Source organism: Trinickia sp. (genome assembly GCF_057351765.1).
Genome location: NZ_JBMRBK010000022.1, coordinates 1 through 20,257, shown reverse-complemented (window position 1 = coordinate 20,257; position 20,257 = coordinate 1). Strand labels below are relative to the sequence as shown.

21 protein-coding genes are annotated in these 20,257 nt (G+C 66.1%); 11 read left to right on the top strand and 10 right to left on the bottom strand.

From position 1 onward, the window contains the following. Positions 1 to 8 precede the first annotated feature (8 nt). The 8 genes from ACO1XS_RS04735 to ACO1XS_RS04700 form a co-directional block, all read right to left on the bottom strand. Complete coding sequence (locus ACO1XS_RS04735) at positions 9 to 2,912, bottom strand: ATP-binding protein (protein ID WP_486390116.1); 2,904 nt, start codon at positions 2,910 to 2,912, stop codon at positions 9 to 11. Continuing rightward, positions 2,909 to 3,562, bottom strand: coding sequence for a response regulator transcription factor (locus ACO1XS_RS04730; RefSeq protein ID WP_331567025.1), 654 nt, complete (start codon positions 3,560 to 3,562; stop codon positions 2,909 to 2,911). Before ACO1XS_RS04730 ends, ACO1XS_RS04735 begins: the two co-directional genes overlap by 4 nt. Positions 3,563 to 3,804: 242 nt before the next feature. Then, positions 3,805 to 4,413 (bottom strand): HrpE/YscL family type III secretion apparatus protein, encoded by a 609-nt coding sequence (locus ACO1XS_RS04725; protein WP_486390115.1) that lies wholly within the window; start codon positions 4,411 to 4,413, stop codon positions 3,805 to 3,807. Further along, positions 4,410 to 5,015, bottom strand: coding sequence for a hypothetical protein (locus ACO1XS_RS04720; RefSeq protein WP_486390114.1), 606 nt, complete (start codon positions 5,013 to 5,015; stop codon positions 4,410 to 4,412). The genes ACO1XS_RS04725 and ACO1XS_RS04720 overlap by 4 nt, the downstream gene beginning before the upstream one ends. Beyond that, entirely contained in the window at positions 5,012 to 5,779 is a 768-nt protein-coding gene (locus ACO1XS_RS04715; protein ID WP_486390113.1) for a hypothetical protein, read from the bottom strand. Before ACO1XS_RS04715 ends, ACO1XS_RS04720 begins: the two co-directional genes overlap by 4 nt. After that, positions 5,776 to 6,189: a hypothetical protein gene (locus ACO1XS_RS04710; RefSeq protein WP_486390112.1), complete on the bottom strand. Its 414-nt coding sequence runs from the start codon at positions 6,187 to 6,189 to the stop codon at positions 5,776 to 5,778. The genes ACO1XS_RS04715 and ACO1XS_RS04710 overlap by 4 nt, the downstream gene beginning before the upstream one ends. Positions 6,190 to 6,209: 20 nt before the next feature. Then, positions 6,210 to 6,407 carry a hypothetical protein gene (locus ACO1XS_RS04705; protein ID WP_486390111.1) on the bottom strand — a complete coding sequence of 66 codons (198 nt, stop codon included), beginning with the start codon at positions 6,405 to 6,407 and terminating at the stop codon, positions 6,210 to 6,212. A 59-nt stretch (positions 6,408 to 6,466) separates the two neighbouring features. After that, positions 6,467 to 6,748 (bottom strand): type III secretion system major pilin HrpA, encoded by a 282-nt coding sequence (locus tag ACO1XS_RS04700; protein WP_486390110.1) that lies wholly within the window; start codon positions 6,746 to 6,748, stop codon positions 6,467 to 6,469. Between the two features lie 342 nt (positions 6,749 to 7,090). Between ACO1XS_RS04700 and ACO1XS_RS04695 the strand changes: the two genes are divergently transcribed. Genes ACO1XS_RS04695 through ACO1XS_RS04645 form a run of 11 tightly spaced genes read left to right on the top strand, consistent with a single transcriptional unit; the run spans position 7,091 to position 15,879 of the window. After that, positions 7,091 to 7,585, top strand: a complete 495-nt coding sequence (locus tag ACO1XS_RS04695; RefSeq protein ID WP_486390109.1) for an RNA polymerase sigma factor — start codon at positions 7,091 to 7,093, stop codon at positions 7,583 to 7,585. 39 nt (positions 7,586 to 7,624) lie between these two features. After that, the gene (locus ACO1XS_RS04690; RefSeq protein ID WP_331567009.1) at positions 7,625 to 7,837 is read left to right on the top strand and encodes a hypothetical protein; all 213 of its coding nucleotides are present in this window, start codon (positions 7,625 to 7,627) and stop codon (positions 7,835 to 7,837) included. Next, positions 7,824 to 9,371 carry a secretin N-terminal domain-containing protein gene (locus tag ACO1XS_RS04685; protein WP_486390108.1) on the top strand — a complete coding sequence of 516 codons (1,548 nt, stop codon included), beginning with the start codon at positions 7,824 to 7,826 and terminating at the stop codon, positions 9,369 to 9,371. Before ACO1XS_RS04690 ends, ACO1XS_RS04685 begins: the two co-directional genes overlap by 14 nt. Before the next feature lie 23 nt (positions 9,372 to 9,394). Next, on the top strand, positions 9,395 to 10,087 hold the full coding sequence (locus ACO1XS_RS04680) for an FHA domain-containing protein (RefSeq protein ID WP_486390107.1): 693 nt from the start codon (positions 9,395 to 9,397) through the stop codon (positions 10,085 to 10,087). Beyond that, positions 10,081 to 11,487 carry a FliI/YscN family ATPase gene (locus ACO1XS_RS04675; protein ID WP_486390106.1) on the top strand — a complete coding sequence of 469 codons (1,407 nt, stop codon included), beginning with the start codon at positions 10,081 to 10,083 and terminating at the stop codon, positions 11,485 to 11,487. The genes ACO1XS_RS04680 and ACO1XS_RS04675 overlap by 7 nt, the downstream gene beginning before the upstream one ends. Beyond that, positions 11,468 to 11,974 carry a hypothetical protein gene (locus ACO1XS_RS04670; RefSeq protein ID WP_486390105.1) on the top strand — a complete coding sequence of 169 codons (507 nt, stop codon included), beginning with the start codon at positions 11,468 to 11,470 and terminating at the stop codon, positions 11,972 to 11,974. The genes ACO1XS_RS04675 and ACO1XS_RS04670 overlap by 20 nt, the downstream gene beginning before the upstream one ends. Next, entirely contained in the window at positions 11,971 to 13,020 is a 1,050-nt protein-coding gene (sctQ, locus tag ACO1XS_RS04665) for a type III secretion system cytoplasmic ring protein SctQ (protein ID WP_486390104.1), read from the top strand. The genes ACO1XS_RS04670 and sctQ overlap by 4 nt, the downstream gene beginning before the upstream one ends. Continuing rightward, positions 13,017 to 13,679: a type III secretion system export apparatus subunit SctR gene (gene sctR, locus ACO1XS_RS04660; protein ID WP_440560285.1), complete on the top strand. Its 663-nt coding sequence runs from the start codon at positions 13,017 to 13,019 to the stop codon at positions 13,677 to 13,679. Before sctQ ends, sctR begins: the two co-directional genes overlap by 4 nt. 5 nt (positions 13,680 to 13,684) lie before the next feature. Next, positions 13,685 to 13,948: an EscS/YscS/HrcS family type III secretion system export apparatus protein gene (locus tag ACO1XS_RS04655; RefSeq protein ID WP_331566995.1), complete on the top strand. Its 264-nt coding sequence runs from the start codon at positions 13,685 to 13,687 to the stop codon at positions 13,946 to 13,948. 6 nt (positions 13,949 to 13,954) lie between these two features. After that, positions 13,955 to 14,764, top strand: coding sequence for a type III secretion system export apparatus subunit SctT (sctT, locus tag ACO1XS_RS04650; RefSeq protein WP_486390103.1), 810 nt, complete (start codon positions 13,955 to 13,957; stop codon positions 14,762 to 14,764). Further along, a complete protein-coding gene (locus tag ACO1XS_RS04645; RefSeq protein WP_486390102.1) occupies positions 14,761 to 15,879 on the top strand; it encodes an EscU/YscU/HrcU family type III secretion system export apparatus switch protein in 1,119 nt (372 codons plus the stop codon). Before sctT ends, ACO1XS_RS04645 begins: the two co-directional genes overlap by 4 nt. On the opposite strand, the gene ACO1XS_RS04640 is transcribed toward ACO1XS_RS04645, so the two are convergent. Together ACO1XS_RS04640 and tssM are read right to left on the bottom strand one after the other, a co-directional pair. Further along, complete coding sequence (locus ACO1XS_RS04640) at positions 15,880 to 17,997, bottom strand: FHIPEP family type III secretion protein (protein ID WP_486390101.1); 2,118 nt, start codon at positions 17,995 to 17,997, stop codon at positions 15,880 to 15,882. 74 nt (positions 17,998 to 18,071) lie between these two features. Further along, positions 18,072 to 20,257 (bottom strand): type VI secretion system membrane subunit TssM (tssM, locus tag ACO1XS_RS04635; RefSeq protein ID WP_486390100.1); only part of this gene is annotated, 2,186 nt, incomplete at its 5' end.

Genomic DNA, 20,257 nt, shown 5'->3' with positions numbered 1-20,257 from the left:
AAACAGGCTCAGGACGGCGCGCCGGCCGCGCTGTCCGACATTTCCCCGGTCGCACGGGAAATCGCGGTCTGCAACTCGAAGAGCGCCCCATGCGGCGGCTCGCCGTTTTCCAGGCAAGCTTCCAGGCGCGTTGCCGCCTGAGCGACGGCTTGCAGATGAAACCACGCGGCGGTACCGACGATGCGATGCACGATCTCCTTCGCGCGCACGGTGTCTTGCTCCAGCGATAGTCCCAACAAGGCCGAAAGCTCGCTGACGAGCGTGCGCTGCAGCTTTTCCCACAGATCCGTATGCCGCTCGGAGGGAATGCCCGCCTTCTCCAATTCGACGATGGGCGGCGCCACGATGCCGTGCTGCTGGAGCAGCGTGCGCAAAGCGTCGATGCCGACCGGCTTCACGAATACGTCGTCGGCACCCGCGGTGAAGCAAGCCTCGCGCTGCTGCGGCATCGCATTCGCCGTCAGTGCGATCAGCGGCATGCGGCGCCGCCCCAGCTTGCGCTCGAGCTCGCGAATGTGTCGGATCAGCGCGACACCGTCCATTCCCGGCATCATGCAATCGGTGATCACCATCGCGTAGGCCTGGCGTTCGACCATCCTCAGCGCCTGCGCGCCATCGACAGCCGTGTGGCACTCGGCGATGCGCAGCGTCACGATCTGACGCTTGAGCACTTCCCGGTTGATCTCTTGATCCTCGACGACCAATATTTGCAACGGCCCCGTTGCTGCCGCAGCCGGCTCGGCCGTCGTACGATGCGACGCGGTATCGCGGCACGGCGCGCGTACCGCCGGATCGATCCGCAGCGGCAAATCGATGGCGATCGTCGTGCCGCGGCCGAGTTCGCTGGTCAGCGCAATGGTGCCGCCCATCGATTCGATCAACCGCTTGCAGATCACGAGCCCGAGTCCGGTGCCAGGCGGTCGGCTCGCGCTCGACGAGCGCGCCTGCGCGAACGGCGCGAAAAGGCGCGCCTGGTCCTCCTGCGCGATGCCGATGCCCGTATCGGCCACCTCGATCACGACATGCTCGATTCCGTTTTCACGCAGACGCAGCTTGACCGACAACGAAACGAAGCCATAGTCCGTGAACTTCGACGCATTGCCCAGCAGATTCAGCAGCACCTGTCCGAGGCGCTGAGCGTCGCCGAGATATCGCGGCGCAAGGTCCCGGGCGACTTCGACCGCAAAACGCAACCCTTTGCGTTCGAGTTCCGGCGCGGCGATACCGGCTGTACGTTGCGCCACGTCGGCCAGCGAAAACGGCTGACATTCGAGCGTCAGTTCACCGTTCTCGCTCTTCGCGAAGTCGAGAACGTCGTTGAGAATGCGCAACAGAATTTCAGCCGCGTTGCGCGCCATGTCGACGAGATGCTGGTCGTCGGACGGCAGCCTGCCGTGATCGAGCAACTGCAAAATGCCGACGACACCGCTCATCGGTGTCCGGATCTCATGGCTCACGGTGGCAAGGAAGACATCGCGCGCCCGGGATGCCTCCTCCGCATCGTGCTTCGCATCGATCAGTGCGGTCTGCGTCTCCTTGGTTTCGGTGATGTCGCGAACGTACCCGCTCCAGACGATTTCCCCGCGCGCGTGAAACTGGGGTGCCGCTTCGAGTTCGACCCACGTCGGGCGAGGTGCGTTAAGCGACAGTGCGAGCTCGGCGCGCACCGTTTCGAGCGAACGCGTCGAATGCAGGAAACGGTGCATCAACCGGAATCGCGCCTGCGCGTCGAGCGCAACCAAAAAGCGCTTGAAAAGTTCGTCCGCCCTGGCAGCTCGCGGGTTGAGCCAATCGTAGGCGCGGCGATTCACGAAGACGAGCGTGAAAGGGACGGCAGCGGCATGCTTGGTCCGTATGAACCGCAGTTGAAACACGATCGCGGGCAACGACTGAGTGAGTTCCACGAGCTGCCGTTCGGTCGAGCGCCGCTGCCGTACCTCTTTACGAAGCCGAAGCATGTAGACGCACAAGACCGCAAGGAAAAGCGCCGTCAATACGGCGATCGGCGTCAGGACGATCCACAGCGTTCGGGCCGGTACGCCGAACGTGAAGCGCGCCGATAGCCAGCTGTTCTGGATATGCTCGCGCTCGCTTTCGGGAATCGCGGCGAGCGCCCGGTTGATGAGCGGGATGAGTGGAGCATATTGCGGCCCGACGCCGAACGACAGTTCCTCGACATAGCCTGCCGGCGCGGCGATGCGCAGGACGCCCTCGTATTTTTCGCGAACGAGGCGGTCGATGACGCCCAGATTGCCGATGTAAGCGTAGGCCTTGCCTTGTGCGACGGCATCGAGCCCCTCCTCGGCCGAGCTTACGATGACTTTATGCGTGTCGTGCATGCCCGGCAGTTCCGCCGTGAGCGCGTCGGAGTCTTTTACGATCGCAACCTCCGCACCGGAAATGTCGCCGGCGCCCGCGATGAAGGGTGCCGTTTCGCGCGTCACGATGACGAGCGGGTAGCGACCATAGGGAGTCGTGTATTTGAACGTGCTGTTGAGACCGTCCGATCGCGACGTCGCGACGACAAGGTCGAGTCCGCCCTCATTGGCAAGCTGCACCGTCTTCGCCCATGACCCGGTGGGCACGATGTGAAGCCGCAAACCGAGCGTTTGGCGAACGAAGTCCAGGTAATCCGCCGAGATACCGCCGACGCGACCCGATGGGTCGAGGAATGCGATCGGCGCCCAGTGGGGATCGGTGCCGATCCGCAGCGGCGGCAACGATTCCAGATAGGCTCGCTCCTGCGGCGACAGCGCAATGCGCAGATCCCAGCCAATGTGGGGCGGTTGCTCGTCCTGTCCATGCGTTTGGCAGCCGGCGATCGACAGGGCAAGGATGATGCAAGCCAGCCCGACGATGCGCCCGACGCAAGCGCCTACGACTCGCCCGCACGAACCGGCTTGCGCGTTCATGTCAGAAACACGTTGTTCTTGCGGCAATATTCGAGCAGTTGCTGGCTATTGTGCGCACCCAGTTTGCGTTGCGCGCTCACCTTGTGACGGCTGATCGTCTTGACGCTCCGGTTCAACCGCTGGGCAATTTCGGTCGGACTCTGACCTTGGACGAAAAGCCGGATCACCTCGAGTTCCGCTGTCGTCAGCTTCGCCTCATGACCGACGCGGGTACCGACGATGCTCGCGCCCGCGAGCAGTGACTGGAGCCCGGGACTCAGATAAGAGCGCCCCTGCGACACGGCAAGCAATGCGTAATGCAGTTCCGTGACACCGCCGGCTTTTTCGACGATGGCCTTGACGCCTTTGGCGATCAGCTTGTTGAGAATGGCGGCATTGCGCAAAGCAGTGACGACGACAATGGGCGCATTCGGGCGAAGCCGCATCAAACGATCGACCAATGCCATGCCATCCTGGGTGATCTCGCCAGGCATCGAATAGTCGGTGACGATCGCGTCGCACGGCTCGCTTTGAACCACCGCGATCAGTTCGTCCGAACTGGACGCTTCGGCAACGATTTCCGCGACGCCGCTCGCCTCGATAGCGAGACGAATGCCATAGCGGACGATGGCATGGTCGTCAGCGAGAATGATGCGCAATGATTTGTTCATGGTTGACCTCCGAGCCGACGCAAGTCGCCGAATGGCGCGGCACGCCGATATGCGCATTGCGCAGGAGGGCGACTCGAACCCGGGTTTGCTTGCGAAAATCAAAAATACTAAAGGGCATCAGTCGAACCGATAATACGAAAAATCTTGAAAATGGAAATCCCGAACGCAGACAATTACATCTCGATATCGTCCAACCCCGGTGAAATACCAACATATGGGAACAAGCGGCCCGATTTGCCTAATCAACCGCGCTCGAGAAATCGTTCGATGATCGATTCCCATTCGATCTCCCACGCTCCGTTTTCCACCTCGAGGCGGCAATGACCCCGAGGCAGCGAGGCGTCTGCTTGCACCGCCCACGGCAGCCCGATGCGTGCGGCATCGTCGCCAAGCGCCATTGCATCGTCCGGACTGACGAACAGACAACCGGTCGCCTCCGCGCCCGCGCATTCACGCAGAGCTTGTGCGCAGATCTGCATACGCTGCGCCGGCGGCAATGTCGCGGCCAGCCGTCTTATCGCCACGGCCAGCGCCGCATCGAGTGTCGTTTCGAGCCGCGCCGCTAGGGCATCGCGGCACGTTCGATACGCGGCCTCGAGTTCGATGGCGCGCTCGAGCAAGGCGGCATCGGCGCTGCGACGACGCCGCCCGCATTCGAGCGAGGTTTGCCCGTGCAGCGCGGCGGCTTCGTCACGCGCCCGCGCAATGAGTGCATCGGCTTCGCGGCGTACGACTTTCGCATAGTCGATCGCTTCACCGAGCGCATCAAGATCTGCGCGCCGAAGCACGGTCCGCGTGATCGGCACGGGACACTCCGGAGGCGTAGCGATGCGGCGGGAGACAAAACTCATGAACCGGTATTCGCATGGAGCGCGCGCAGCCGCCGGAGCACGGCAAGCCAAAGCGTGACGCACAACGTCACATCGATCCGCTCGATGACGAGCCATGCGTCGGTCGCCAACCGTTGCGGTGTTCGCATCATCGAGACGCGGGCTGCCACGTCGGGCCAGCCGGCCTCGGCCATTGCAGACAACACGTTCAGGCCGCAAACCGTCGCATCCCATTGCGCACCGCCGAATGGTACGAGACGCGCATCGATGCAATTGACTTCACGATAGCGAAGCGCGATCGATAATCGCGGCTGCGCCGCCCTGCCCACGTCCTGGACGCCTCCCGCTCGCACGAGTGCGATCCATCCGAAGACCGCCGCTGCCTCGACCATCATGGCCGGCGGCGCGGCGAGCGCCTCGAACCATCGGATATCGGCCGGCGGTGACCAGCACCGTCCAAGCTCGAACGCATCGATCCAGCCGCGAAACAGCAATCGTTGGCCCGCTACGCCGGCAGGAGGCACCGCCGCCGATGCGCCGTATCGCCGATGCCAATCGGCATGGGCCCAGCGCCACGGAGAGCACCAGAACGCCGGCCAGCCGTCATCGGGTGGTCCGCTCATCGCTTCGCTGCGCGCAAGCGCGTCACCCAACGGCGCAGATGCCATCCCAACATCGCTGTGCCCGCCGTGCCGAGTGCCGCTGCCGCCGCCCATGCCGTATAGGACTGACGCACGACGGCTCCGGGGCCGGCTCGCACCGCCGCAGCAGCGGGCTCGCGCTCCTTGACCAGCATCACGGCGACATGTCGATCGTCCTCGCCGGCCAGCCCCGGCACGCCGTTCTTGACGAGCCGTACAAGGCCCGGCAGAAGGCCCGTCAGATCGATATCGGGCCGATGCTTGATGAGCAACGACGCGGAGGCCGGCACGAGGGGCGCACCGGGCGAGGGCCGCTCCGGCGGTACGACGCGGGCACGCACCGACACCACACCGTCGATGTCGAGAATGACGCTTTCCAGCGCTGCTTCGAGCGCATGGACATAACGGGTCCGCTCTTCGAGCGGGCTCGGCAACAGTCCTTTGCCGGTGAATGCATCGGCCAACCCACGACGGGGCTGCCGCGGCAGCCCGGCATCGCGCAGCGCGCCGGCCGCGCCGTAGAAGTCGGCGTCGGTTACGGACAGTACGACGTCGTCCTTGTCCCCCGTTCGCTCGACATCGATTCCGCGGTGACGCAACGCGGCCTGGATTTCGTTGGCGGCCTGGACATCGGACGAGCGAAACAGTTCGACTCGCGCATCGCAGCCGGCCAGCGCCAGCGCGAGCCCCGCTGCGACCGATCTGCCAACGCGGCAACGACGTGACGATGCGGCGCCATGCGTCATGACGCGGTGATCAGTTGTTTCAGCGAAGCTGTCGCAGTGCCAACGAGCTTCGCGGCCCACAACACATCGAGTTGATACGCTGCCATGAGCCTTGCCTGACGGTGCATCGCGATCGCGATATCGGCCGTGCCCGCGCCGTTCGCATGAGCCTTGACGATGCGCTCGGGCAACTGGCGAGCTTCGATGCGGGTGCGGGCGATATGCTCGAGGTGCCCCTCGAGAAAATCGAGCGCCGAGGAATGGGCCGGCGCGCGCGGCTCGAGCGCGCGCAGCGATGCGCCGGCCAGCGGTGCCTCGGCCAGCGCCTGCGCGAACTCGGCGCCCTCGCGGGCGAGGGCGGGAGCATCGGTTGCCGGCACGACGCCGACGGCGGGAAACGCCCGGAAATCGGAACGGTGCAACGCGTCCATGGTCTCGCTCCTGGCCGGCATCAAGCCTTGATTTGCTGCGTCAGTTGGCGAAGCGAGTTGATGAGCTCGGTCAACATGCGCGAGTGCGACGCATCGAGACCGGCTTGCGCATCGACCCGGTGCTTTTGCTCCGCAAACGCGAGCGCGGCGTGAGACACCGTGTCGATCGCACGTACGCGCTGCGCCATCCGGTCCATCGCCGCGGCTTGAACATCCATCGACATATCGTTCCTTGAAGTGATTCGGCCACCGCGCGATAGGGCGGCGGGCCACGCGATCAAAAATGAATGCCTTGCGCTGCTTTGTGCGCGGCATTTTGCATCTTGGTCGCGGAGTCGAGCTGACCGCTCGCGATGCTGTTGGCCGTATCGGCCATCATTTTCTGGATATTGGCCTCGGTCTGTAATTCGATCGTCTTCAACTGCATGTTCTGCTGACGTTTGAAAACACTGCCCATCTGATCGAGGTTTTCGGTTCCGTCGGCCGAAACGGCCGACGAGGCGGCACTGGCCAATGCGCTCAGCGCGCTGAGTGCGGGAATCACGGCTGCGAAGGTCATGGCGAACTCTCCCTGGTGTCGGTGAAATGTTTTTACGCTTCCCGGAATCGACGAGTACCGGGAAGAAATCGACACCTTAGTAACAACGCACGCGCACCGGTTCCATCCAGTGGCGAGCCGGTGCCGGGATGCCGCGACGAGCGGGGGGGCGCCGAACGGAACCGGCCCGTGCGCATCGATGCGATCCGTTCGGCCCGGTGCGTAACATCGTCCGATTTTCATATCAAAATCGGCTGCAGCTGGGGCCTGGCGCGACGATCGCGGCTATTCCAAACCGCAAAACATTCGACGCTCATGATTTCGAGGCCTTCGGACCTGCCGGCGCCCCTTGCCGACGCTGATGTGTCCGTTGTATTCGACGACTGGTACCGCTCGCACGCGCTTGCCATTCAACGCTTCATCATGCGTCGGGTGCGTAGCGCCGAAGATGCGGAAGACATCCTCCAGTCCACCTATCTCGGCGCATGGGAAAACCGGTCGTCCTATCGAGGCACGGCGCATCCGAAAACGTGGCTCACGGCCATCGCGCTGAACATCGTGCGCAATTACGTCAATCGCACCGCGGACTACCGGTTCATCGTCGAAAGCATCGACGAACACGAAGAAGAACTCGTCGACACGCTCGCTCCCGAGCGCCGCATGTCGATCAACCAGCGCTTTGCGCAATTCATCGAATTCGCGCAGTCGCTTCCGCCCGAGCAGCAACGCATGATCGAGCTGCTCTTTATCGACGACGTCAGCTACGTGCAGGTCGCGCAACGGCTCGGCATCCCCGTCGGCACGGTGCGCTCGCGGCTCGCCCGGCTGCGCGCGAAACTCGAGCGGCACTGCGCATGAACCGCCCCCCTCTCCCAGGCCACGCTCGACGGACGATCCATGACACCCACACTGAGCCCCACCGAACTCCAACTCACGCGCGCGATCGAGCACGCCGATCAGGTTCGCGCTACGCTTTCGCCGGGCGCTCCCGAGCAGTGGCAGCGCTACGTCGATGCGCTGCGCGGCGTTTCGCTCGCCAACTGGAGCGCAACGAGCGATCTGCAGACGAAGTTCCTGCTGGCGCGTGCGGTGCTCAATGAAATCCGTTGAATGGCTGCGCCGATGCGCGCTCGCACTCATCGGCGCGATCGTTCTCGGGGCCGCCAGCGCACGCGCGGGCGAATCACCGCATGACGGGCTCGATGCGCCCTATGCGTTTCAAGCGGCGCAATCGACGCCGCTCGATGCGCTCGATCGCTTCGCCAAGGATCACGGACTGCGGCTTCGCCTCGCCGACGAGCGCGGGCGCGCAAACGATAGCTGGCGCACGGCGCGCCTCGCCGGATGGCTTCGGGCGGAGACCGGCCGCGACTTTCTCGAGCAACTCGCCCGCACCCATCATTTCGATTGGTTCGTCGCGAACCGCACACTGTATGTAAGCGCACGCACCGCTTCGCGCGTCGAACGCATGGCGCTCGGCGGCCTCGACCCGGAAGCGGCGCGCGCGGCGCTGGCAGCCGTCGGGCTCTATGAGCCGCGCTTCGGCTGGGGCGCACTGCCCGGCCAGGATGCGGTGCTCGTCGGTGGGCCGGGCGAGTATCGCTCGCTGCTGCGCCGGTTCCTTTCGCACCGTCCGACCACCGGCGCAGCCGCCGAGCCGCAGCCGATGGTCTTCGTGCTGCGCCACGCGCAGGCGGCCGATGGGCCCGCGCCCGAGCGCGGCAATGCACCGCGGCCCGGCGTCGCATCGATTCTTCGCCAGTTGCTGACCGGCGAAGACACGCACCCGCCAAGGCACGGTTTCGGGCTCCCTCAGGCTTCGGTACCCGATTTGCCCGGCGTCGCCGCACCCACCCCATTGCCGCTCGTCGATGCGATCTTTCCGAGCCGGACCGGCACCGCACCCGTCATGCCTGTACTGCCCGATACGCAGTCCAGCGCCGCGCTGCCGCGGAGCTCACGCCGCGCGGATATCGTCGTCGCCGCCGACGAGCGAACGAACACGGTGTTCGTGTGGGCCGATCTTGCCCTGCGCACACGCGTGGCGCAACTCGTCGAAGCGCTCGATCGGCCGCAGCCGATGGTATCGATGGAAGTGCTCGTTCTCGAGACAGAGGATGCGGCGCTCATGCCGCCCGCCGCGGAACACGCGTCGGGCCGCGGCCCCGACATCGCGGTGCAGGGCGCGAGCGCTGCCGATGCCCAACGCGATGCACGATGGCTGAACGCACTCGCCGAACACCGCGCGCGCGTGCTCAACCGGCAACGCATCGTCGGCTTCGCGAACCGGCACCTGGGCCTGGCGATCGGCGCGGAAGAGCCGAGTGCGCCCGCCCCGTCGTCGGCGCCGAGTGCCGACCACGCGAACGGTCGGTCAGCGCCGCGTGGCGACGCACTCGATCTCGTTGCGCGTGTCCTGCCGGCGCCGCCGAGCGGCCCGGCAGCGATCTCCGTCGACATCGGGCTCGCCATGCGGCAGCCAACCGGGTTGCCCGGGCAGGAATGGGCCAGCACGAGCAGCACCGAACTGACGACGGCGGTGGTGCTCGAATCCGGCGCGCCGCCGCGGCTCGTTGCCGTCTACCCGGTCGCCACATCGCGCGCGCGTCAACGTGCAGTGCTTCTTAGTGCGCACGCGCTCTAACCCGAACGCAGTCATCCCTTCCCATGCTCGAACTTCGCATCTTGAGCGGCTTGCATCGCGGCGCCGCATTTCCGCTCGACGGCGACACGATTCGCCTCGGCAGCAGTCCCGACAACGATCTGGTGCTGTGCGATCCGGGTATGCCGGCGCACGCCGGAACATTCTCGCGCGGAGTCGACGATGTATGGTCGTTTCGCGCCGGCGGCACAGGCAAGGCCGCCTGTCCGATCCTGGTAGGCGCCGGGACACAGGTGGCGATCGGCCCCGCTTGCACGAAAATCGCCGACGAACAGGCGCCGTGGGACGCGGGCCTGGCATCGTCGAGCCCGGCGGGCAGCGGCGGTTGGCGGGCAGCATTGCGTACTTCGATCACCGAGCTGGCCTGCGTTGCGGCGTGCGCCGCGATCCTGCTCGGCGCAGCGTTGCTATGGCTCGGGTCCACGCGAAACGCACGTCCCATCGACGCGGCAGGCAATGCACCTGCGGCATCGCAAACGGTCCGGCCTGTCGAGGCATCGATCTATCCGCCGCCCCTGACGGTCGCACGCGCCCCGCTCGACGTCGCGAGCGTACGCCACGGCCGCCACGGCTTCGTCGTCACGCGTGAAGGACAAGTCCTGGCGCCCGGCTATCGATGGCGCGATTACACGCTCCAACGAATCGAGCCGCACAAGATCGTGTTCTCGGGTGCGGGCGTCGCGGAGCTCGCATGGTGACGTTCGCGCGCCCGTCGTCCGATGCGTGCGATTCGGCCGATGCCGCCTTGCTCGAAGCCCGCCTCGCGGCGTGGCTAGGCCGGGTGAACGAGCGCTGCGCCGGCCGGACCACTGCGCATGCACTGGGTCATGTCGTCGAAGTCAGCGCCACGCTCATCGCCGCGCGATTGCCTCGCGCCAAAGTCGGGCACTTGTGCGAGCTCGATTGCGTCGACGTGCATGGCCATCCGATGCTCGCCGAAGTCATCGGTTTCAACGATTCACGCACGCTGCTCGCTCCGCTTGCGGCTACGCAGGGCCTGGCACCGGGCATGTCGCTGCGATCGCTGGGACGCCCGCACGACGTCGAAGCGGGAAGACATTTGCTGGGTCGGCTGCTCGATGGCCTCGGGCGACCGCTCGATGCCTCGCCCCCCGTCGTGCCATCGGGCCGGCACACGCCGCGTGGATGCGTGCGCCGGCCCGTGCTGGCAGATCCGCCTGTGCCGCTCGCACGGCCGCGCATCGTCGATGCGCTGACGACGGGCATTCGCGCGCTCGATGGGGCGTTGACGTTGGGCCGCGGTCAACGCATCGGTCTTTTCGCGGGACCGGGTTGCGGCAAGACGACGTTGATCGGCGCGCTCGCACGCGGCATCGACGCCGACGCCGTCGTCCTCGGACTCGTCGGCGAGCGCGGCCGCGAACTCAATGAATTCCTCGAGCGGGAGCTCGATTCCGCTGTGGCCGCGCGAACCGTCGTCGTCTGCGCCACCTCCGAGCGCCCCGCCATGGAGCGCGTGCGCGCCGCTTTCACGGCCACGGCGATCGCGGAGGGGCTCAGCGCGAACGGCGCTCATGTACTGCTGCTCGTCGATTCGCTCACGCGCGTCGCTCGGGCTCAACGGGAGATCGGCATCGCGGCCGGGGAGCCGACAGGGCACGCTGGGTTGCCCCCCTCCGTCTACGCGATGCTGCCGCGCCTCACCGAGCGAGCCGGGCCGTTGCCGCGGGGCTCGATCACTGCCGTCTATACGGTATTGACCGAAACGTCGACGCTCGATCCGATCGCCGAAGAAGCGCGCTCGCTGCTCGACGGGCACATCGTGCTGTCGACGGAACTGGCCCAGCGCGGGCATTTTCCCGCGATCGACATACTCGCGAGTACGAGCCGCGCGATGGACGCGATCGTCGCCGAAACGCATCGAAACGACGCGGCTCGATTGCGATGCCTTTTGTCGCGGCATCGCGATCTTCAGCTACTGCTGACGCTCGGCGAGTATCAAGCAGGGCGCGACACCGAAAACGACGACGCCGTCGCGCGTCATCCGCGCCTTCTCGCATTCCTGCGTCAAGACACGCGTACGCCGTGCCCATGGCGCGATACGCTCGAGCAACTGCATGCCGTCGTCGCTAATTGATCCACGCGTCCTGCGCCTGTTGGGCAGACGGGCGGAGGCCCGGCTCGCACGGGCCGGCGAGCTCGTCGCCGATGCCTGGCGCGATGCGAGCGCGGCATCTCACGAACTCGAATGCGCGCGCCGCGTGCTGGCTAGCCTCGACCTCGAACTCGCGCGCACACGCGAAGCGCTTCGGCGCCGCATTGCGCAAGGCGCTTCCCATATCGACTTCCTGAACCGCAACGATTTCGCGTGCCATGAGCACGCTTATACGCATCTCATGGCGCGCCGCTCCAACGCAGGCTCCGCTGTCGACACGGGGAACAAGCGATTCGAGGCCGCACGCGCGGCGCTGGCCGCAGCCCATGACATCCAGCGCAGGTGTTGGCGCCAGCGGGAAAAATATCGGCTGGCCGAGCGACTGTCGGCTGGAGTGGGCATCGAGGATCCCGACGGCCTGTCGTCGCTGGCGGTATCGTCGACACCACCGATGCGAGTGCAGGGATGACGCATCCGCACCGCGCAATAGTCCTGCGCCGAGCAGACGCCGCTCGCGTCGCGAAAAGCCGGCTCGCCCGCGTACCGGCCCTGCGCGTCTCGCTGGGCGACGCCAGTACCGCAACGCTCGAGCTGCGTGGCGCGGCGCCCACCGCTTTCGTCGAAGGCCGCGGGCTCGCCATCTCAACCCGCTTTGGCGGCATGAGTTGGCACGATTGCGAAGCATGGTTGCTCGCGCTGACAGGCATCGATCCGGGTCTGGCCGAGCACCGCGCGGCGCGGGAGGCCTTCGTGCACTACGCACTGGCGGCATTGCCCACACCGCTCGGCGCCGCGCTCGGCGACCCCCGCTACGAGGCGTGCGCAGCGCCTTCGCAAAGTTCGCGCGCCGGCAGTGACAACATCCTCACCGTCAGCCTCAGTTGCACGATGCCGCACCTGCGCGTTGCGATGCTCGTGCGCGTCAATGCCGATGCGCTCAACGAGATGATCGAGCACGGCCCCTGGCAATTCCCGTCGCCCGCCATCGCCCCGTGGCTCGAGCACTTGCCCAGTCGCGCACGCGTGATCGCCGGAACGCTCGCGATGCCGTCCGCCGACATTTCATCGCTCGCGAGCGGTGACATCCTCCGCCTGCCCTCGTCCGCGTTCGACACGGCCGGCGTCGGACGTGTCGTTTTCGCCGGCCTCGCCTGGCAAGTCCGCTGGCGCGACGCCGATTCCAGCTTCGAAGTCCTTCATGCGATGCACGACGATACCTCCTCCCCTCGCCCGTCAACCACCGGCTTGCCGCCCGATACCCCGAGCCCGGTCGACCCGGCGCGCCTGCCCGTGCAGTTGTCGTTCGTCATCGGCACCCTCGATCTGCCGCTGGGCGCGCTCGCCGCCGCCAGCGGAGGCACGCTGCTTCGGCTCGCCGAGGGCATGCCGCCGACCGTGCGCATCGAAGCCAACGGTGTGCCCGTCGGCTATGGCGAACTCGTCGATCTCGACGGCCGGCTGGCCGTCGAGATCACGCAATGGCACAGCGAGTCCGGGAACGGCGCTTCGCCATGACGCCCGATCAGCACCCGCTCGCCCTGCTCGTCCTGCTCGGCACGCTTTCGTTGCTTCCGCTTGCCGCGATCACGATGACTTCCTATCTGAAGATATCGGTCGTCCTCGTCCTTGTACGCAACGCAATCGGCGTGCAGCAAGCGCCGCCCGCGCTCGCACTCAACGCCGTGGCGCTGGCCGCCACGCTTTTCGTGATGGCGCCGACGCTGAGCGCGTGCCTGGACGAAGCGCAACGGAGCGCCTCATCGGCAACGGCCGGCGCCGTTTCGGGACGCGAGCAGATCGCGCGGGCCCAGGCGATCGCCGAACCGCTACGTCAGTTCATGCTGCGTAACAGCAGACTGGAAGAACGCGAACGGTTCGTCGAGCTAGCGCTGCACGGTTCGCCCGACAGGACGCGAGCGGCCGCCGCGAATGACTGGAGCATCGTCGTCCCCGCATTCGTCGTCTCGGAACTGCAGGCCGCATTCGAAATCGGCTTGATTCTTTTCGTTCCATTCGTCGTCATCGATTTACTCGTCTCCAATGTCCTGCTCGCGCTCGGTATGCAAATGGTGCCGCCCACGATGGTTTCGCTGCCGCTCAAGTTGCTGCTTTTCGTGGTCGCGAACGGATGGGGTCGTCTCATCGAAGCGCTCGTCGTTTCGTATCGAAGCTGAAGCCGATGCCCGATTCCCTCGCCTTCATGCAGCATGCGCTCATTCTCACGTTCAAGATGTCGCTGATCGTCGCGCTCGTTGCCGCCTGTGCGGGTGTCACGATGTCGCTCGTGTTATCCGCCTTCCAGATCCAGGATCAAACGCTGCCGTACGCCGTCAAGCTCGTGGTCGTCTGCGCAACGCTCGCCGCGAGCGCCCACTCGTTCGGTATCGAACTCGTCCGCCTGGTCGAACAAGCATTCGCGCTCGCCGCGCTGCCGCGCGGATGAACGTCCATGCCCGATCCGCTCACGAACCCGCTCGGCCCGCTGCTGCCCCTCGTTCTTGCCCTCGGTCTCGGCGCGCTCCGCTGGGTGCCCGCACTGATCCTCGTGCCGATCTTCGCTCCGCACGCGCTGTCGCGCATCGCACGCATCGCCGTTGCACTGGCGCTTGCGCTGCCCATCGTGCCGGGTCTGCTGCCAGCCATCGCGGCGCGCGCGCCAAGCCCCGATCTCGCACTGGGCCTGGCAGCGAAGGAATGCGCTATCGGCCTACTGCTCGCGACCGTCCTCGCCGTGCCATTGTGGGCCGTCGAGTCAGCGGGGACCTGTCTCGACTATCAACGCGGCGCGAACCCACAGGCGCTCGACCCGACCGCATCGCCGGACGCCTCGGTCTTCGGCGCCTTGTTCAAGCACGCCTCCTGCGTCTATCTGATCCACGCCGGCGCGCTTCATGCACTCGTCGCCGTCGTCTACGCAAGCTTCGCCGTCTGGCCGCCACTCGCGTGGCTGCCCGCGCTGGATAGCGGCACGTGGGCCGCGATCGAGCCATTGCTGACGGCCATGATGCGTCTGGCCGTCCTGCTCGCGCTGCCCTATTTGCTCGCACTCGTTCTCGTCGAAGTCTGCTTCGCCGTGCTCTCGCGAGCTGCTCCGCGGTTTCCGGCGTATGTCGCAACGTTGCCGTTCAAAAGCGTCCTCGCGGTGCTCGTCGTCGCGCTGAGTCTGCCCGCGCTCCTCGATGCGCTCGCCCAGGCCACCTTCGCGCATGCCGAGGCCACCATGCACCTCCTCGGTCGCATGCGCGCCGATAGGCCATGAGCGAGAAGTCACTGCCGCCTTCCGAGAAGCGGTTGCGCGATGCGCGCGCCAAGGGTAACGTGGCACGCAGCGAGCCGCTCGGCGCATTGCTCGTCCTCGCCGCATCGACGGAGCTTCTTTTCTGGGGGCTCGACGCCGCCTGCGATGCCTGGCTCGATATAGCGGGCCTCGCGCTGGAGGCGATCTCCGCCGCGCGCCCGCTCGCTTCGGCGGCGCGGCTCGTGAGTGCATGCGCGCGGCTCATGGTGCCTGTCCTCGCTTGCATCGGCGCGACCGCTTTCGCTGCAACCGTATGCGGCGCGTGGATGGCAGGGTCAATGCATTTCTCGCCGAAAGTGCTGGCGCCGTCGCTCGCGCGGCTCGATCCGCTTGCACATTTTCGGCAGCTCGTTTCCGCTCGACATCTCACGGCGCTGGCCATATCGCTCGTCAGCGCCGCGGTACTCGGCATAGCGGCCACGCTCGCACTCGCCGATCGTGTACAAATCGTGCCGACGCTGCTCGCCCGGCAATCGTTGGCTGCGAACTGGCAAGCCGGCGTCGAAACCGCCCACTTCGTGATCCGCGTGCTGCTGGCCGCGCTTGTCGCTCCCGCATTCGCCAGCGTGTGGCTCGCGAAACGCCATCATCGGCGCGGACTGCGCATGTCGCATCGCGACATGAAAGAGGAACTGAAGCAGACCGCCGGCGACCCGCAAGTCCGGGCGCGCTTGCGCTCGGCGCTCATCGAGGCATTGCTGGCCCCTGCCGGCCCGACGCTCGATGCGCCTCGTTCGGGCCGCGCGCTCGTGACGAATCCGGAGCATATTGCCGTCATGCTCCACTACGACGGCAAAACGCAATCGGTGCCAGTCGTCGTTGCCAAAGGCGTGGATGAAGCCGCCCGGCAGATGATCGACGCGGCACATCTGACCGAGATTCCCGTTTTCCACTTCCGCAAGCTCGCACGGCGGCTTCATGCCGACGTCCAGGTCGAAGCCACGATTCCCGCGGATTGCTATCGCGCTGTGGCGGTCGTCTACCGGCTCGTGGACGAACTCGATACGCTCGATGCACGCTGCACCGAACCGATCGAAATCGACGATCTCTTCTTCGACGAACGAGCCGAGATGTGATCACGCCGCATCGCGCGAGATCGTCCCCACCGCGCGCACACGCTGCGTCGGCGTCAGTTCCGTATAGGCCAGCACATAGGCGTCGAACACTTCGTCGCGCAGCAAGAGCCGCAGCGGGCGGCGCAAGTCCTGTGCCGTCAGCACGACGGGTGTCGCGCCATGCTCGTCCGGCGGCCGGCATAGCTCGGCCGCGCGCGTCAGCAAGTGCCCGGCGGTCTCGGGATCGATCGCAAACGTCCATCCCTGCGCGTTCTGTTGCAGCGAAGCGCGCAACGTATCTTCGAGCGCGCGATCGACGAGTACCGCGTGAAGTATGCCGTCGCGCGCGAATTCCTGGCATATCTGCGCCTGGAGCGCGAGGCGCACATGTTCGGCGAGCATCGCCGTGTCCTTCTCCCTCGGCGCCCAACTGACGAGCGTCTCGACGATGACGCGTACGTTGCGAATCGACACGCGCTCGCCGACGAGCAACCGCAGCACTTCGGCGAAACGTGGCAGCGGCATCACCTGCGCCAGCTCCTTGGCCGCGGCCGGCGTTTCGCGCTGAAGCCAGCCGAACACGAGCTGCGCTTCATGGATCCCGACGAAGCGCGCTGCATGACGATGCAGCACCTGCGTGACGAGCCGCTCGAAATAGTCGACGGCATCGATGCCCGATGCGAGCGCGCCGGCGTCGATCCAACGCTCGCGTTCGATCCACACCGCCTTCGCAATGAGCTGGTAGCGCTGCGCAACCGTATGTACACGAAGCGCGTCGTCGGATATCGCCTCTTCCCTGACACACAGGCTGTCGCAATGAAAGCGTCCATCCGCGGCAACGACCTCGTGAATGGCCACTTCGTAGGCATCGCCTTCGAGCCGGCGCACACGCTGGATGTCGATGTTCGGCACGGTCATGCCATGATGCAGCACGAGCCGGTTGCGCGCGCGCCGCGCGGCGCGCTCGAATCGAGCGAACCGCTCGTCGCCGGCCATGTGCTCCGAGATGAATACGACGATCGGCCGTATCGGCACGATCTGCCGCATGTCGCATTCGTCAGGGATCGGCGAATCCGGGTGCATCTCCGGCTCGCCCTTGCGGCGGGAATCGACGCCGGCCCGCTCGCGGCGCAGGCCGAGCGCACCGAAGCCGAGCATCGATGCCGAGACGAGCGCGAACGCTATCCACGGCATCCCGGGTACGGCGGCAAACGCTGCCGCAACGGTGCCGGCGACGATCCATGCCGCCGGCGCCGCCCGCATCTGGCCGAGCACTTCGCGGCCAAGCGTCGTGCCCTGCGGCGTCTGCGCCTCACCGCCGCGCGTGATGAGGACAGCCGCGGCGATCGAGATCAACAGCGCCGGGATTTGCGCCATCAGACCGTTGCCGATGGTCAACACGGCATAGCGATGAAGCGCCTCGCCAACCGTCATGTCCTTGTAGATGACACCGATGGCCATGCCCGCCGTCAGGTTGACGATCACGATCACGAATCCCGCCACCGCATCGCCCTTCACGAACTTCATGGCGCCATCCATGGCGCCGTGCATCCGGCTTTCGCGCGCGAGCTCCGCGCGCAGGTGCGCCACCATGTCCGGGCGCGCGAGGCCGGCGCGCACGTCGGCATCGATGGCCATCTGCCGTCCCGGCATCGAGTCGAGCGAAAAACGCGCGGCCACCTCCGCCACGCGCTCGGCCCCCTTGGTAATGACGACGAACTGCACGACCGCCACGATAAAGAACACGATGGCACCGACGACGACGTGATCGCCGGCGACGAACCGGCCGAATGTCTCGACGATCGCCCCTGCGTCGGCGTGCATCAGAATCGAACGGCTCGTGCTGATCTCGAGGCCGAGCCTGAAGAGCGTCGTCAACAGCAGCACCGCCGGGAAGCTCGAGAAGGCGACCGCATTCGGCAGATAGAGCGAAAGCGCGATGAGCAACAGCGCTGTCGCGATATTGAGTGCGACGAGCGCGTCGATGACCGGCGTCGGCAACGGCAGCACCATCATGAACACGACAAGCGCGACGATGATAGCCACGACGGCATCGCTGCGCGCGCCGAATCGATGCAGCCATTCGAGCGTGCGCGCGAAAACTATGCGCGGTCCACCCTGAGCATGATTGATATCCATAGCGCATTGAGTAACGCGCGGACCCCGAGCGGTTCCCTGGGTACGCGCTTCAGGCGCGCTCCGGCACGCTATGGTTAGAGCGTATCGACAAGCTGGAACTTGCTCAGCGCGTCCAATGCGAACGGATTGACGACGCTGCTGGCCGCGAGATCGAGCGACACTTTTCTGCCGCCGAAATCGAAGCTCAGATCGAAGCTGTCGGCCCGCTTGCGTGTCAGCTTGCCCAGGTCGAGCAAGCGAAACAGGCCCCACTGGCCCTGGGCATCGACCGCGCTGCGCCCGTCGGCCGCCGCGGGTGCGAAGTCGATTCGCGTGGGCTGAGGTGCCGTTGCGCCGGGCCAGTCGAACGAGACGGCGCGTCGCGGATCGTGCTGATAGTCGAGTGTTTTACCGGCGAGCGTCAGCATGAAACGCGTCAACGCAGGATCCATCGATTCGGGCGTGAGCGCGAAGCGCACCTGCATCGTCCGGCTGCCGTCCGGAAAGAACGCGTCGCGAATCGCCGCCGCTTCGCGGAACATCTCGAGCGTCTTCGCCGACATGCCCAGCGCTTTCGCCGACGGTTTCCAGGTCCAGTGGGGCGTGGACATATCGACATACTGCTGCACGTTGTTGCGGAAAAACGTATCGATGAGACCGCCGGGACCGAATACGCGCGAGAAATCGTCGAGCGTTACGTCGACTTGCGACGTCCTCACGAACGGATAGCGTCCGTCCAGCGCGGCGTGACCGAAAGGCGCGACGCTCGCGCGCCATAGCGCGTCGAGGCGCAACCGCTCGCCGGCAAGCGTCGCCGCGGTACCGCTTGCGGAGAGTCCGCGCAACATGCCGGCCATCGGTTGCGGCACACCGAGCGCGGCTTGATCGAGTGCCGTGAGCGCATCGCCCGGCGGCGCGGGGAGGCCATTCGCATGGGCGGCTTCGACGGCGTCGAGAAAAGCGCCTGCCGCGGCAAGCTCGCGCTGCACCTCATCGAGCGCCGACGGTTGAGCGTCACGGCCCGACGCCACGAACCGATGCAACGCTTCGAAATGGCTGTCCACGGGCCGGCCATCCGGGGGGCGGCCATCCGTGGACCGGCCACCCGCCACGGGCGCTCCCGAAGCCCCCGGCGCGGGCCCATTCGCCGACGTAGCATGCTTCGCACGCCCTGAGCCGAAGATCGTTCCGGCACGCGCGAGCATGGTCCGCCATATCGATTGCGTCGCAGGCCCCGGGCCCTTACCGCCATCGAGGGCACCAGTCGCATCGCCGGCCAACGTCGTTTGCGTGGCCGCCGTCATCAGAAACGTGCGCAGCGGCGAATCCGGCCGTGCCAGGAATTTCACGATCGACGCGCCGTCACTTCCTTTCGGCAGCGGCCGCAGCGAGACGTCGTTCAGGATGCCGTCCCATGCCGCGATGTAACGGTCGAAATAATAGCGGTCGATGTCGCCGCTCAGCATCGCCCGGCGTGCGGGATCGCCCGCCGGTGCCATGGTGCGGCCCATCACCCAGGCATTGCGATCGAGCGCTTGCAAGGCCGCCTCGCGCAACCCCAGATACCGCGCGTAGCCTTGGCGCGTGTAGGCCCCCGGCACGCCGTCGGTCAGCGGCTTGCCGCTTTTGCGAATGAGGACGAGCCCCGCGTCGTCGCCGCCCATCATGTCGACCGAAAGCGGCTGCGGCATCGCTTTTTCGAGCTCGGGACGTATCGTGTCGAAGACGCGCTCGGCCACCGGAACGGTACCGATGGCGGCACGCGCGCTCCCGACGAGCTCCGCATCGAGCGGCACGTCGGCCTTGAAGCTGCCCGTCCCGAAGAGCGCGTCGACATGCTCGAGCCAATCGGCTCGTTGGGCGTCGGTGAGCGGCAGCGAGCGCGCGTCGCTGGCGGCCCATGTCCGTACGGCGGAGGCATCGAAGTGGACTCGATCGCCCAGCATCAGATAAACGCGCAGCGCGGCGTAGCGAGCCCCCGCATCGAGGCCCGGAGCCGTCAATGCGCGAGCGAGCCGTCGCGCGACGAACGGCTCGATCGTCGCGCGCAGCAACGCCTGGTACCGCAACCTGGCAGCGGTGCCGAGCTGCTCGCTCTGGCTCAGCCCGAAGCGGGAGGCGAGCGGCACGCGCGCGTCGCGCTGCGCATAACCGAGCGGCAGATTCCTCGCGGCATCGAGCACCGGCAGCATCGAAGCCGGCGCGTCCGAGTCCACGCCGACGCGGGCCAGCTGAGTCAACCTCAGGTCCGCGCGCTCGAGGGCCGCTATCGATGCGAGAT